Genomic DNA, 12937 nt, shown 5'->3' with positions numbered 1-12937 from the left:
CGCTCAAGCGGGGACAGCGGATGGATCGGCCCGGTCCAATTCGGTGGGAATACAGCCACTTGCCAACACGGTCGCCACGTTACCGGGTCTTCCGCCCGGATCTATCAACCCCACAGTGTCAAAAGAACCAGCCCATGCAATGGTCCAAAGACAGGGAGCTCACGCTCAATGGCACTTACTTTGGTTTTCTAGTAGGTTCTTTTGCTTTCTGTTTCATGAACTTGGTTGACTTTGCTCGGCGGGGGTGTGCTTGGCGGGGGTGACTACGCCCGGGTCGGTTCGGGAGTACGGAATTGGCGGCCGATCGCAAGGCTTTTTCGTATCGCTCCAGCCACTCGGACGCCGAGCACGGGGTTCGCTGCAGGAGGTAGATCTTCATCGTCGTCCAAGTCCCTGTGAAACTCAGACGACGCGGCTTGACTCCCGCGAGCTTCGCCGCCTCGCGACGCAATTCCACCACCAAATTGTAAGCAACCACACTGCACAAGAGTTCTTTTTGAACCATCTCGTCGCTTTTTGCACGAATATTCTCGATACCCATTGAGATCTTCATGTCTCGAATGTCATGCTCGACATCGTAACGACGGCGGTAAAGTTCTCCGGCCGCTTGACTCGCGATTTCCAGGGTTGTTACCAAATACAAGGGCTCGCCGGTTTCCAATTTCACTTCGTGAAGTTCGATCATCACGCTTGCATCGGCCGGCAGATCCGGGTTCGTTTTGTGCTCCTTCGCCGAAGGAGTCCATTTCAGGCGGTATCGCATGCCGTGGGCCGTCTGACTGATGATTTTGGCACGACGACGCATCGACTCGAAGCGGGTTTTGGTCAAGCGGAACAGGATGTCATGACCGGCAAGAACCATCGCGTGCGCGACCTGAAAGATCCCAAAGCCCGCATCCGCCATAACGATCGAACCGGTGGGGATTCTGAGACCGATCGCGGCGGCTTGGCGAGCTTCCGAGGTGTTGTTCGGGCCATACTTGGCCCCGAGTTCGGGAATCAGGGCACAGCCGCTTTGCAGCTCATGAGCGACCATCAACATCAGAATCGGCCAGACCGATTCGCCGTGCTGGTTGGTGGCCGGCGGATAGGCGTCCAGCAGCGGACTCGTGGGCGAGAGCGTCATGGTCGTGCCGTCAATGAGAAAGGTGCGGCGGCCCGCAAACCCTGCCGGGGACGACTCAATCAAGGACAGGCTGACGCGCTCGGCGAAGGCTCGGACAGTCTCCAAAGGCAAACGCTTCCGTGCATGACTGTAGGCACCAGATCGTTCGGAAAGCGTGCCTTCGCGAACCCGCTTGTTTGCGGGCAGGAGATCTTTGTGGTTGGTGAGCACCTCCTTGATGACGGAAGCCATCGAGGTGCCGCCCCCGAGTCGCTGGAGCGTGAGCATCCAGAGAGTGACCAGGGTGGTGTAGACCGTGGCTGGGGAGACGTCGAGTGAATAGGCGGGGAAATCGTCCTTGGGGATGAGTCGATGGAGGAGTTCAACGGCGGAGGTCAATTCCGACTCGGTCAGCGGCGTTTGAACGGGTTCCATGGGAGATCGGTCCTGACACTTTGGCAGTCATGAGCAAATGGTCAGGATTGAAGCGCAAATATCATGCCAAAATGAGGGGGTTGCACAAAATAGAGAAAGAAAGCACCATTGAGCTCACGCTCCCCGCTCGCCTTTAAGAGGCGAGCGAAATCCAGGGCACCACGATCGGGCCGCCGGTTGCGACGGCGGAGATAAGCGATGATACGGTGCCTAGTCACTTACAGATTAGGATTATCACTGTTGTCCAAGATCATCAACTGGATGTCGCTGTTGATCGTCTCACCCGGGTTGTCATCCGTGCTCGCCTTGGGCAAGCTGATCCAGTGCAGGCGAAGTTCCCGCACTACTCGGCGAGTTTGTCGCGATTTGTGCGGAGGCGGTCAATCTTGGTCCAGTGCAATCCAAACTTTCTGCTCCGGATACCAACTCCGCACCCGTGCCATAAACCGACAGATCTGCTTGGAGGCGGTGGCCGGGGAGAAGGCCCATCGAGTCCGGCCGCTATTGACTTCATACAGGAGAAACAAACAAAATAATCCACGCATTTTTTGCTGGCAAGGGAGCACCAGTTTTCGGGCCGAGGTATAGCGTCGGCCCCCACACGTCTTGACCGCGATCGGCTTGACATCGAAGAACAACAGAACGCCGTTACGCGGCAAATGCCGCCAGATCAGCCGGAGACGACACAGGATCGCCCGCCGTTGCGGGTCGTGACTGATCAGTTTTCGCTGGACGCGACGGAAGCGAAGCCCCTTTATTCCAGCACCCGCCGCAGATGCTCACGGCTAATTCGCTTCAACACTTGGTATTGGATCAGGTACTCTCGGAGCTTGGCCAAGGACCAACGACTGTAGGGCAAGCCCAACTCGTAGAGAGGCACCTCGGCCAGTCGCACAATCTCCTCCCACTGTTCGGTCGTCAGACGCGGCGGGGCTCCCAGGCAACGACTCTGGCGTACCGACGCCAAGCCCTCTCGCTCAAAGGCGTGAAGATCGGCGTAGACCGTTGTGAACGTGGACCTCCAAGAACGTAGCAATGTCCATGGCGTTGTGCCCGGCGGCGTAAAGCAGAAGAGTCTCCGCACGACGTCTCTGCCATGCCGATAGTCCCCCCTCAAGGAGCGAGGCATGGTCGAACCTCCCTACACGCAAGTCTCAACCATCCTAATAAAACTTTCGTGACTATGTGACATAACGGCCAAGGCCGACTTGGGGAGACTTGTGGTGGAGAAGAAATCGGTCCGCTTGAAAATCCGAAACGGTCGTCGCTGGGAGACGAAGGAGATCGAAATCCCTACGGAGAAGGAAATCCGAACTCTCGCAGACAAGCTGCACGCTGCCCGGCAAGCCCATCGTGAACAAGTCGGCGATCTGGTGGTGAAATATACCCCTTCCAAGCCGCTCGAATACACAGCACAGGAAGTCGATCCATTTGAGCGGGCAGTAATCTCATCACGCAATGAGCATCTCACTGCTCCAGCAATGTTCGAAATCCGCCATGGGGAATGGCTCAATCATGTCTGGCAGGTTACGGCCGCCTGGGTTGACGGCGATGACAAGCCACCCTTTTGGAGCCGTGATGAAAAGAAACTGCTGCCACCGGTCAATGCAGTGCCTCAAAGCCTTTTTTCCGAGCCTGCCGATACGGACCAAGTGCCAGTCAAATTCACCCAACCGCTGCTTGAGGGAGATACCTACCAGATCGAAGCCAATAAATACGAACGAAACCCAGAAGCTCGCCGCCGGTGCATCGAGCATTATGGGCCGCGTTGCCTCGCCTGTGGCTTCGACTTCAACGCCACCTATGGGCCAGTGGCAAATGGCTTCATCCATATTCACCATCTGGTGCCGATCTCGAACATCGGCGAGGAATACGTGGTCGATCCTATCGCCGACCTGAACCCCCTCTGCCCGAATTGTCACGCAGTCGCTCATCTGCGCAGGCCGCCTTATAGCATCGAAGAATTGAAATCCATCCTTCGGACCGGCGCCCGGCGGTAAGCCTTCACGCTCAAAATGGCCCGTATTCCGGGCGGCACAGGACGCCCCCCTTCCCACAATGCCCCATCGTTTTCGACCCGGCAGCGCGATTGGGCTAACGACACGGCCGAATGAATCCCAGCTGACAAACTGACTCCTAACACGTTAACTTATAGCCATATGAAGCACAGATGTCGAATAGCAGGAGAGGTGAAGCCCCAGGACAGCGATAACGGCCTGGTCGAAGCAACAAAACTCGACTCAGCGTGATCGCTCCGTCCGCGACCCCCTCAGCCACCGCCTTGCGGGCATGGTGCCGATCGCCTCCCGTGCGCGACACCCGGTTTTCCGCTTCCAGCCCCAGCCCGCATTCGAGCCGCCATTGCTCAGGGCAATCGACGTAACAGGCCAATTCCACAGCGGTAATTAGATCTTCTGGCCGATTTCGTCGATTTCTCCGCATCATAAGCAATGCCCTTCCTCTGCCAGCATCGCCCACAGCGGACGACCTGTCCAGCCGTCCACAAACTTCGGCTTGAAAAAACAGGAAAAATGCAATATGATCTAATTCGATCCTTTTACGAGCAGGAGTACCGCCGCATGAATCTTAACCGTGACATCCACCCGCTGACCGACTTCAAGCACCACACCCCGGAATTCGTGCAGCAACTCAAAACGACGGGGGAACCGATCGTACTGACCATCAACGGCAAACCCGCCCTGGTCGTGCAGGATGCGGCGTCCTATCAGAAATTGCTCGATCTGGCCGACGAATCCCGCGTGCTTGAAGGCATCCGGCAGGGCCTTGAAGACATGCGTGCCGGGCGTGGCCGACCGGCCGAAGAGGTTTTTGCCGACATCCGCCGAGACCTCAGCATTCCGCACGACGCATGACCTATCGCGTCATCATCGAGCCGACGGCGGATCGTGGTATCCGCGAAGCCTTCCGCTGGATCACCGAAAACCGGTCACCCGCCGCCGCCGTCAAATGGTATCTCGCCCTTGAAAAGAAGGTGCAGACACTCAAATCCCATCCGCTCCGATGCCCGGTCGCTGCAGAGAATGACAAATTCCCCGAAGAAATCCGCGAAATGCTTCACGGCCCCCGGCGACAGCGCTATCGGATCATATTCACAATCCGTCAGGATGCTGTGCACGTGATCTATGTCCGGCACGGAGCACAGGACGAGATTGAGCCTTGATGCCAGCCACCTAGACCGCGGCGCTGTCGCATGCCTTGGCCCGCCAGCACCGCCCCGGCGACCAGCCACGACATTCTGTTATCTGGCGAACACCAGTAACAGGAGAAATCCCGGCCCATTACCAGCGTCTTCACCCACTCGTCTATCGCCTCACGCTTGTCAACTGGCGGGAAAACCGGCACATTCTGCTGGCATATTTTTGAGCAGACTCAAAGAAATCCAGGCACCACGATCGGTGCCGTCCCTTGATCGTTGGTCTTCGCTCGCCTTCCAAAGGCGAGCGGGGAGTGTAAGCTCCCTGTCTTTCGACGAACGAAGGGCCCTCGACAACGCGACAACATGATTAATATTGCCAATATTTATATTCATCAAACTTCGATTCAGAGACAGACTTTGACGGATTGAGGAAGGCCATCCTCCAGCCACCCCCCCCTTTTTGCTCCGCCTTCAGCCCGGTAGCCCGCCGTTTCTCCTGGACTTCAGATCGGTCGGGTGCGATCATGTGGATCAGGAGCGTATCGAAACACACCGTGTGTCCGCCGAATTCAGGTTAGGCGTCATCCAATGCAATTTCCTAGCACCGTCGTCCTGCGTCCCGGCCGCCTGAAATGGGCTGGCATTGGCTTGTTCTGCCTTCTGTTCACCGTGGTGGGTGTTTGGCTTGGCTTGAAAGGCGACAAAATTGGGTGGGGGTGCGCAATCATCTTTGGTCTTGGAGTCCTTATCTCTACCGTTTGCCTGCTTCCCAATGCAACATACCTAAGGCTCACGGATGACGGCTTCACAATCTGCTCCATGTACCGAACCCATACATACCGCTGGCAGGAGGTTACGGGGTTTGCAGTGGGGCGAGTATTCAGGAACAAAATGGTGCTGTTCAACTTCGAGCCAACGTATCAGCGCACCCCTGGCCTCCGATCGATCAATGTCGGCATGGTTGGTTACGAAGCTGGCCTTCCGGATACCTATGGGCTAACCCACGAGGCGCTCGCAGAAATGCTCAATCAATTCAAGGCGTCGTCCCATGGCGCCCGATGATTTGAAGGATTGGCCGTTTTTTTTCACCTTCCCCGCTTGAGGTGCCTGGTCACCGACCGTTCGCTAACGCACATATCAAGGCTTCAACTCGATATTGGAGATCCCTCGGACGCCGGGGTGAAACAGGTTGTTCGAGAAGTGCAGTCCGACGGGCGCGCTGGGGCCGGATTCGACCAGGACGGCGTAGCGGTATCGGGGAGGGACGACCTCGGGTTTTCCCTCCTTGATCAACGTGTCGCGGCCGGTGTCGTACACCAGATTCCCCTGAATGATGACGTCGACCAGAGGGGGATTTTCGGGAACCTGGCCATGATCGAACCGGATCGGGCAGCCGACGTTTTCCTCTCCCCAGATCCAACGTGTCTGGCCGAGGCCGAAATCGGTGATGATGTTGTTGGCGATGATCGAGCCGCCGTCGACGTTCGCCGCGCGGGCCGGCTGGCCCCCTTGAGCGGCACGGGAGGGAAGTGAGGAGGCACCGGGCATCATTCCGATGCTCCAGAGCGTATTCTTGATGAATTGATTACCGGTGACGATCACATGTTTCGAACCGTGCATTGCCTTCATGCCGACCAAAGCATCATTGACGATGTTCTGAGACAGGATCACATGGTCGGCATGGATGTCGAATCCTTGGCCCGCGCGTTCGACGAGGTTGCCGATCACCTGGGTGTTATCGGTCGTTTCCGGTGAACCCACATGAATGGCCGTCCCTTGCATCCAGTTGTCGGTCTCGCCTCGATCCCAATCGCGTTGGCTGGCGATTCGGCCCCGAACGGCGTTCTTCTTGATGATCTGGCCAAGGCCGTGTTGCCGCTTCACCTCGGGCGTGGCGACAAGCCGATCCTCGCGGACCCGGTTCCCCTGAATCAAGGTCCCCTGGCATTCTCTGATCAGGATCCCCGTTCCGATGATGCAACGAAAGGCGAACCCTTGGTCGGGAGTCGCCGTCCGGTCGTCGACCGCGACCCGCTGATAGTTCTGGACCAAACAATTGCGGATCTGACCATCCACGCAGTTCCTCAACTCGATGGCGGCGCCTCGGGTCTGGTTGTCGATGACCCGCAAATCCACAAGGGCCAGGTCGTGCGTGTCGGTGGCGATCACCGCCTCGGACTCCGTCTCCCGACGCCCTTCGGGCCGGGTCAGGGTGAGGCCGCGGAGAGTGGCTCCGGAAGCATGATCGATCCGAACGATCGGTCGCGCAGGGTCCATCTGGATGATCCGGCCGGAGCCGACGAGCCCACCCCCCGCGGTCACGATCCGGATTGTGTCGTGGATTTCATGGATGCCCGGAGCGACCTCGACGACCTTGCCGGGATTGGCGTCGAGCGCGGCCTGAATCGAGGGATACCGGCTCGAGGAGATGTCGGAATCGACTCCGGCCCAACCTGCGCTCGGCCCCACTCCCAGGATAAGCAGGCAAGAGATCCAGACTCCACGCAAATGCTTGATCACGGTGCTTATCCTTGCTTTGACTCAGTGAGCCGGTTTGTGGCCCCATGGTAGGTGATCCGCTGGGCCCCCTCAAGGAGTCGACGGACGCCAGGTCAGTAGCCCGGTTCTCGAGAACTGAGCCGAGTTTCCGCGCCTCCAGGCGGCCATTCCTCTCGCATTCGCGATCGTCGAGAAACAAGACTCCAGCCGGGACCGAGACGGCGAAGGCGTCGGGGGCAAAGACCAGGGCGATCGCCTCCGCGTCGACGGATTCACGACGGCGACGACGGTGACGACGCGCGGCATCGGCCCTTGCCCGCGAGGCGACTCGAGTGGCGGCGCCGTGGAGCCAGGGGCCAACCGCCCCGAAGCCAGTCGCACGGTCGTTTTCCCAAGCACGGCCAGGCCGGGCGTGTTTTCCTCAAGCTGCTGACGAAGCGAACGCCCCCGGGGACGAAGCCACTCCCTGTCGCGAGAAGCTCCGGGGCTGGCCTTGAGCACGGCCGGGCCATAGACTTGGTGAAGAGACCAATCACCAAATGGGTTTGGTTTGGCACCGAGCGTCCGGATTTACTCAGATTCCTTGTATGGAAATGCTCTATTCGACCCTGGTAAAAGGGGCCTTCCGCTCCTGGTACGGCGAGCCGCCCGACCTCTCGGCAGAGCACGAAGGCCAAGGCCTGGTGCTGGTCGCCGACGGTGTGGGCGGACTGGACCTGTGCGGAACGGCCCTCCGGTATGTGATGGGATCGCTCGGGGTGAAGCACACCGTGCGGGTCGTGGCCTGGGGGCACGGCTTCGGCCGCTGGCATGCCGACCTGACCAACGTCCGCAACCGGGACTCCCGAGCTAGCGAGATCGCCGCCGAGGTCACCGCCTTCCGCGAGCGAGTGCCGGGCGCCCCTGTCTTCCTCGTCGGCAAGTCGGGGGGGACAGGGCTGGTGGTCAAGGCGCTCGAGCACCTGCCCGAGGGGGCCGTGGAAGCGGTTGTCCTGCTCTCGCCGGCGCTTTCGCCGACCTACGACCTGTCGCAGGCCCTCCGTGCCGTCAGGCGGGAAATGGTTGTCTTCTGGTCCCCCCTCGACGTGATCGTCCTGGGGCTGGGGACACGGATCTTCGGCACGATCGACCGGATCAAGTCGGTCAGCGCGGGGCTGGTCGGGTTCCGCCTGAGAGAGCCTCGGGACGAGGCGAAGCGGCTCCAGTACGCCAAGCTCCGCCAGATCCGCTGGACTCCGGCCATGGCGCGGACCGGCTATCTCGGGGGTCATGTTGGCCCGGACAATCCGGCCTTTCTCAGAAAATACGTTGTGCCGCTATTGCGGGTCGCAGACCCCGAGCATTGTTGAATCGGTCTGGGGGTCAAGCCGGCCGGGTCTCGCGCCGATAACCTAATGGCCCGGGGGTGGCGATGCCCATCGCCGCCGGCCGAAACGGACACCTGGCGACGAGCCAGGTTCGGGCAAGCAAGTGTCTCTCAAGGAGAGCGCAAGGGCCATGACCCAACCCGAAATGGGTCACAGCCCGTGCGCTCTCCTCTGTCAGGTGAGCGTCCTCAAGAACTGGCACCGTGAGGCCTCAACGCGCGGCGGTCTCCACCCCATCTTCTAGGAGCTTGCTCCTAACCTGTCCGCACAATCATGCGGGGTGGGGCCGCCACGCGCTTGACCTTTTCCTCGGTCTGTCCGACCGCTCGCCAAGCCGGCTCACACCGGCTTGGCTTGACCTCGGGCCTGAGAAATTGATACGAAGAGGGGTGAATCGTCGCCCCATCATGCCGGAATCGGCCATGCGGAGCCACGTCCGGCAGGTTGGGCGGGATCATTCCCGTTGGCGACGTCCTCTTACTTTTCGGGATCAATCGACCTCTGCCCGTCCCGTACCTTTTTTTGTTGAGGAGTTCTGACGCAACGATGAGCACGCACCCCGCCCCGATCGCCGCCGTCCGCGGTCGCGAGATCCTGGACAGCCGCGGCAATCCCACCGTCGAGGTCGACGTGATCCTGGCCGACGGAACGCTCGGCCGCGCCGCCGTTCCCTCAGGCGCCAGCACCGGAGCCCATGAGGCCGTCGAGCTCCGCGACGGCGACAAGAATCGCTACCTCGGCAAGGGGGTCACCCAGGCCGTCGCCAACGTCAACACCGAACTGGCCAAGGCGGTCATCGGCCGCGACGCCGGCGACCAGTCGGGCCTCGACGCCGCTTTGCTCGCCGCCGATGGCACCGAAAACAAGGGCAAGCTCGGCGCCAATGCGATCCTAGGGGTCTCGATGGCCGCCGCCAAGGCCGCCGCCAAGGCCCACGGACTGCCGCTCTACCGCTACCTCGGCGGAGTCGACGCCCGCGTCCTGCCCGTGCCGATGATGAATATTCTCAACGGCGGCGCGCATGCCGACAATAACGTCGACGTCCAGGAATTCATGGTCATGCCCACCGGCGCGACCAGCTTCCGCGAGGCGCTGCGGTGCGGGGCCGAGATTTTCCATAGCCTCAAGGCCGTCCTCAAAGGCAAGGGCCTGAACACCTCCGTCGGCGACGAAGGCGGGTTCGCCCCCAACCTCAAGAGCAACGAAGAGGCCATCGAGGTCATCCTCCAGGCGATCGACAAGGCCGGCTACAAGGCGGGCACCGACGTCTTCCTCGCCCTCGACGTCGCCTCGACCGAGTTCTTCAAGAACGGGGTGTATACCCTCGAGAACGAGAAAGAGCCCAAGAAGACCCCCGAGCAAATGGTCGAGTTCCTCGCCTCCTGGGTCCGCCAGTACCCGATCAAGTCGATCGAGGACGGCTGCTCCGAGGACGACTGGCACGGCTGGAAGCTGCTGACCGAGACCGTGGGCAAAGACGTCCAGCTCGTGGGCGACGACCTCTTCGTCACCAACACCAAGCGGCTCCAGTTCGGGATCGACGGCGGCGTCGCCAACAGCATCCTGGTCAAGGTCAACCAGATCGGCACGCTGACGGAGACCCTCGACGCCGTCAAGCTCGCCCAGCGGAACCGCTACTCGGCCGTCATCAGCCATCGCTCAGGCGAGACCGAGGACTCGACGATCGCTGACATCGCCGTCGCCACCAATGCCGGCCAGATCAAGACCGGCAGCGCCTCGCGGTCGGACCGGATCGCCAAGTACAACCAGCTCCTCCGCATCGAAGAAGAGCTCGGGGCGAACGCACGTTACGGCCTGAAGTGAGCCGGGCGCGCAGCCAAGAATAAGAGCACAGGCGGGGCCCGATCGCCCCGCCTGTTTCGATTTCGAACGATGGCCCCAATGATTACAAATGCGGCCCTGCGTCATGGCGTTGCCAACCCCCCAGCGGAGAAGGCTCGCCAAGCCGGTGGACCGAGCTTCCTCAGAATTGCATGCAAAGCCCCAACCGCACAGGCTCGAGTCCCTTTCCACGCGGGTGACTCCCAGTCCGATCACTGGTTGTCGCCAGGGCCTGTGACCCCTTCATTTTTCAATGATCCGCGCCCGCGAGAGAATCGCGATGGAATTCCGGGCCGGCCGAATCCCTCGGACTTGCGCCGACCTCGATGGAAATACGGCCGGGCCGGCCGTGCTACTGCAAACCAACCCGTTGCGGTAACCGCAAGAATCATCGGTGCTTTCGCTCTTTCGCAGATCATTGAAAAAAACCAAAGGCGGGGCACAATCGCCCCGCCTTTGGTTCCAGACGGTCTGCCCGAAGCTAAGCCTAACAAGCCATCGGCCTCCGCCTCAGGACTTGCCCGACTTCGACTTGACGTCGTATTCGAGCGCGTTGTCCCCGGCCGTGACCTCCGCCTGGAATTCTCCCCCCGGCTTCCCTGCTTTGGCCGCCTGCTTGGCCGGGTTGATCCCGAGCGACTCCAGGGCCATCCGGCGCTGTTCTTCGTCCTCGTACTTGGCCTTCTGAGAGGCTTCCTCTTCCTCGCTCGGCTTCACGGAAACAATCACCTTGTACTTGCCGAGTGGAAGGCCGGAACGTCCCATGCTGGCGATCTTGAAGGTTCCCTCGGGGCCGGTCACGTCATTGCCGGCGGATATGGCGACATTCGATGGGTCGGGAACGAACTCCACCGTGGCATTGGGATAGGGCTTGCCGTTCAGCGTGATGATGCCGTGCACAGGGTAACGTTTGGCTTCGCCACCGCCACAACCGATCACCCCAGCCGCCAACAAAGCAAGCGATGTCAAACAATGTGCACGCTTCATGAATATCCTGTCCGGAATCCGCGGAGATGGAGCGACGGGTGCCCCGCCCGATCGAGAACGGGCGAGGTGTCCCATCAAGTCTGGCTACCGAGAAACGAGAAGGAGGAAACGAGCCTCACTCAATAGGCGTCGGAACTGATGACCTCGCCCCCGGCGATCGTCTGGATCGCATACCAGGTCGCCGGGTTGATTGTATCCTTGATGAATCGAACGCTTCCATCACCAAAGAGCATATTCATGCCGCCAGGGTGTTTGCTCCCCATGGTCCAGGCGTACGGCAATTTCTGGGTGTTGGCAGCATTGTTGTACTTGCCATTCGGCAAGTATTGGGGATAGCTGGTGCTGGTCGGTGGCAGAACCAAACCGTGAACCGCGGTGTGAATACCGGCTCCCCACCAGGTTCCCCAGTTCGCACTGTACGTCCGCTGAAACGACTCGCCGACGGCAGCCGTGTTGCTCGAACCATCCTTGATGCCGCTAAGGCCCACGGATAAGTCGGAATAGAACAATCCGCGGATCCCCGGGTTGGGAGCCGCTGACGCGGCGCAATACGAGTCGCTGTACTGCGAGACGCAGAACTTGTAGTTGCTCCGCCGCGCATTCATTCGCCAGCCCGAGCCCGCCGTGGAAACGTTATCAACCGGCATCTGTTCATCGGAGGGGCACTGGAACGAGCCGATCATCGTGCCGACGACCGTCGTATTCGCATAGGCACTCCCAACGAGGACATTGTTCACCGAATTGTTGGCATTCACCGACTCGGACGACGGCTGGCTGAAGTTGTACGCATTATACAAAGACATCTGCTCGATCTGGCCCAGCATCATGGTAAAGCCGGTGGTGTTGAGCACCTGACCGGGCACCGGACCGTTCGGGGCGTTGATCGTGGTGCAGCTCCCCGTATAAAGCCGGGGAGGCGGGAACGCCCCCTGAACATCGTGATAGTTATGCATCGCGATGCCGATCTGTTTCATATTATTGACGCACTGCGAGCGTCGGGCCGCCTCGCGGGCTGCCTGGACGGCCGGCAGCAACAAGGCGATCAGAACGGCGATGATCGCGATGACCACCAGCAGTTCAATCAGTGTGAAGCCTCCCTGGCATGCAGGTCGTCTTGCCGAACGGCGAATACGAGAAGAGGTCATGTCTGCCTTTCTGAGAGTTGATGATCAAGGAGAGACGAATAAAAGAAAGACGCGCGTTCCCACGAACGAGAACGCCCCTTGACGTCGCATCAATCAAAGGCAATTCGCAGTCAAGGAAGGATGACTTGCCGAGAACATACTCAAGCAACAGACGCATAGCCTGTTACGAACGAGTCCGACAAATCCGAATGCAAAAACAAGAATCATTGCCGTAAAGGGGTGAGAATCGCACCCTTTACTTCGCAAAACCTAACTGTGTGTGCGTGTGGTCAGGCTCTAACGAGATCGACAGTCTGATCATCGATCATTTGCAATTTTAAAATGAAGGGAACGACTGAATTCGGATGTTACGAACCCCTCGCCATCAAGTCAAGTGTGTAACAATCTGGAAAAATCAGGT

General features: G+C 59.7%; 11 protein-coding genes. 6 read left to right on the top strand and 5 right to left on the bottom strand.

What is annotated here, in order from left to right:
- Positions 1 to 175: 175 nt before the first annotated feature.
- The gene (locus V5E97_RS07215; protein ID WP_406698642.1) at positions 176 to 1357 is read right to left on the bottom strand and encodes an IS4 family transposase; all 1182 of its coding nucleotides are present in this window, start codon (positions 1355 to 1357) and stop codon (positions 176 to 178) included.
- 937 nt (positions 1358 to 2294) lie between these two features.
- On the bottom strand, positions 2295 to 2669 hold the full coding sequence (locus tag V5E97_RS07210) for a helix-turn-helix domain-containing protein (RefSeq protein WP_406698641.1): 375 nt from the start codon (positions 2667 to 2669) through the stop codon (positions 2295 to 2297).
- Positions 2670 to 2763: 94 nt separating this feature from the next.
- Here V5E97_RS07210 and V5E97_RS07205 point away from each other — a divergent pair, with 94 nt between their 5' ends.
- The 4 genes from V5E97_RS07205 (at position 2764) to V5E97_RS07190 (ending at position 5759) form a co-directional block, all read left to right on the top strand.
- The gene (locus tag V5E97_RS07205) at positions 2764 to 3540 is read left to right on the top strand and encodes an HNH endonuclease (RefSeq protein ID WP_406698640.1); all 777 of its coding nucleotides are present in this window, start codon (positions 2764 to 2766) and stop codon (positions 3538 to 3540) included.
- A 579-nt stretch (positions 3541 to 4119) separates the two neighbouring features.
- Positions 4120 to 4413: a type II toxin-antitoxin system Phd/YefM family antitoxin gene (locus V5E97_RS07200; RefSeq protein ID WP_406698639.1), complete on the top strand. Its 294-nt coding sequence runs from the start codon at positions 4120 to 4122 to the stop codon at positions 4411 to 4413.
- Positions 4410 to 4721 (top strand): type II toxin-antitoxin system RelE/ParE family toxin, encoded by a 312-nt coding sequence (locus V5E97_RS07195; protein ID WP_406698638.1) that lies wholly within the window; start codon positions 4410 to 4412, stop codon positions 4719 to 4721. The genes V5E97_RS07200 and V5E97_RS07195 overlap by 4 nt, the downstream gene beginning before the upstream one ends.
- Positions 4722 to 5285: 564 nt before the next feature.
- Complete coding sequence (locus tag V5E97_RS07190) at positions 5286 to 5759, top strand: hypothetical protein (protein ID WP_406698637.1); 474 nt, start codon at positions 5286 to 5288, stop codon at positions 5757 to 5759.
- 75 nt (positions 5760 to 5834) lie between these two features.
- On the opposite strand, the gene V5E97_RS07185 is transcribed toward V5E97_RS07190, so the two are convergent.
- Positions 5835 to 7217 (bottom strand): right-handed parallel beta-helix repeat-containing protein, encoded by a 1383-nt coding sequence (locus tag V5E97_RS07185; protein WP_406698636.1) that lies wholly within the window; start codon positions 7215 to 7217, stop codon positions 5835 to 5837.
- 566 nt (positions 7218 to 7783) lie between these two features.
- Here V5E97_RS07185 and V5E97_RS07180 point away from each other — a divergent pair.
- Both V5E97_RS07180 and eno read left to right on the top strand, forming a co-directional pair.
- Positions 7784 to 8545 (top strand): serine aminopeptidase domain-containing protein, encoded by a 762-nt coding sequence (locus V5E97_RS07180; RefSeq protein WP_406698635.1) that lies wholly within the window; start codon positions 7784 to 7786, stop codon positions 8543 to 8545.
- 564 nt (positions 8546 to 9109) lie between these two features.
- Positions 9110 to 10387, top strand: a complete 1278-nt coding sequence (gene eno / locus V5E97_RS07175) for a phosphopyruvate hydratase (RefSeq protein WP_406698634.1) — start codon at positions 9110 to 9112, stop codon at positions 10385 to 10387.
- Positions 10388 to 10915: 528 nt separating this feature from the next.
- On the opposite strand, the gene V5E97_RS07170 is transcribed toward eno, so the two are convergent.
- Positions 10916 to 11392 (bottom strand): carboxypeptidase-like regulatory domain-containing protein, encoded by a 477-nt coding sequence (locus tag V5E97_RS07170; protein WP_406698633.1) that lies wholly within the window; start codon positions 11390 to 11392, stop codon positions 10916 to 10918.
- A 119-nt stretch (positions 11393 to 11511) separates the two neighbouring features.
- Complete coding sequence (locus V5E97_RS07165; protein WP_406698632.1) at positions 11512 to 12537, bottom strand: DUF1559 family PulG-like putative transporter; 1026 nt, start codon at positions 12535 to 12537, stop codon at positions 11512 to 11514.
- Positions 12538 to 12937 lie beyond the last annotated feature (400 nt).

Origin of the sequence: Singulisphaera photorubra (assembly GCF_045290345.1) — a bacterium.
Lineage (GTDB): Bacteria > Planctomycetota > Planctomycetia > Isosphaerales > Isosphaeraceae > Singulisphaera.
The sequence above is the reverse complement of the archived record's forward strand: the minus strand, read 5'-3'. Positions and strand labels throughout refer to the sequence as shown.

Coding starts and splice junctions, on each gene's coding strand:
- V5E97_RS07200 (WP_406698639.1), top strand. CDS start 4,120: ATGAATCTTAACCGTGACATCCACCCGCTGACCGACTTCAAGCACCAC.
- V5E97_RS07170 (WP_406698633.1), bottom strand. CDS start 11,392: ATGAAGCGTGCACATTGTTTGACATCGCTTGCTTTGTTGGCGGCTGGG.
- V5E97_RS07180 (WP_406698635.1), top strand. CDS start 7,784: ATGGAAATGCTCTATTCGACCCTGGTAAAAGGGGCCTTCCGCTCCTGG.
- V5E97_RS07215 (WP_406698642.1), bottom strand. CDS start 1,357: ATGGCTTCCGTCATCAAGGAGGTGCTCACCAACCACAAAGATCTCCTG.
- eno (WP_406698634.1), top strand. CDS start 9,110: ATGAGCACGCACCCCGCCCCGATCGCCGCCGTCCGCGGTCGCGAGATC.
- V5E97_RS07195 (WP_406698638.1), top strand. CDS start 4,410: ATGACCTATCGCGTCATCATCGAGCCGACGGCGGATCGTGGTATCCGC.
- V5E97_RS07165 (WP_406698632.1), bottom strand. CDS start 12,537: ATGACCTCTTCTCGTATTCGCCGTTCGGCAAGACGACCTGCATGCCAG.
- V5E97_RS07210 (WP_406698641.1), bottom strand. CDS start 2,669: ATGCCTCGCTCCTTGAGGGGGGACTATCGGCATGGCAGAGACGTCGTG.
- V5E97_RS07190 (WP_406698637.1), top strand. CDS start 5,286: ATGCAATTTCCTAGCACCGTCGTCCTGCGTCCCGGCCGCCTGAAATGG.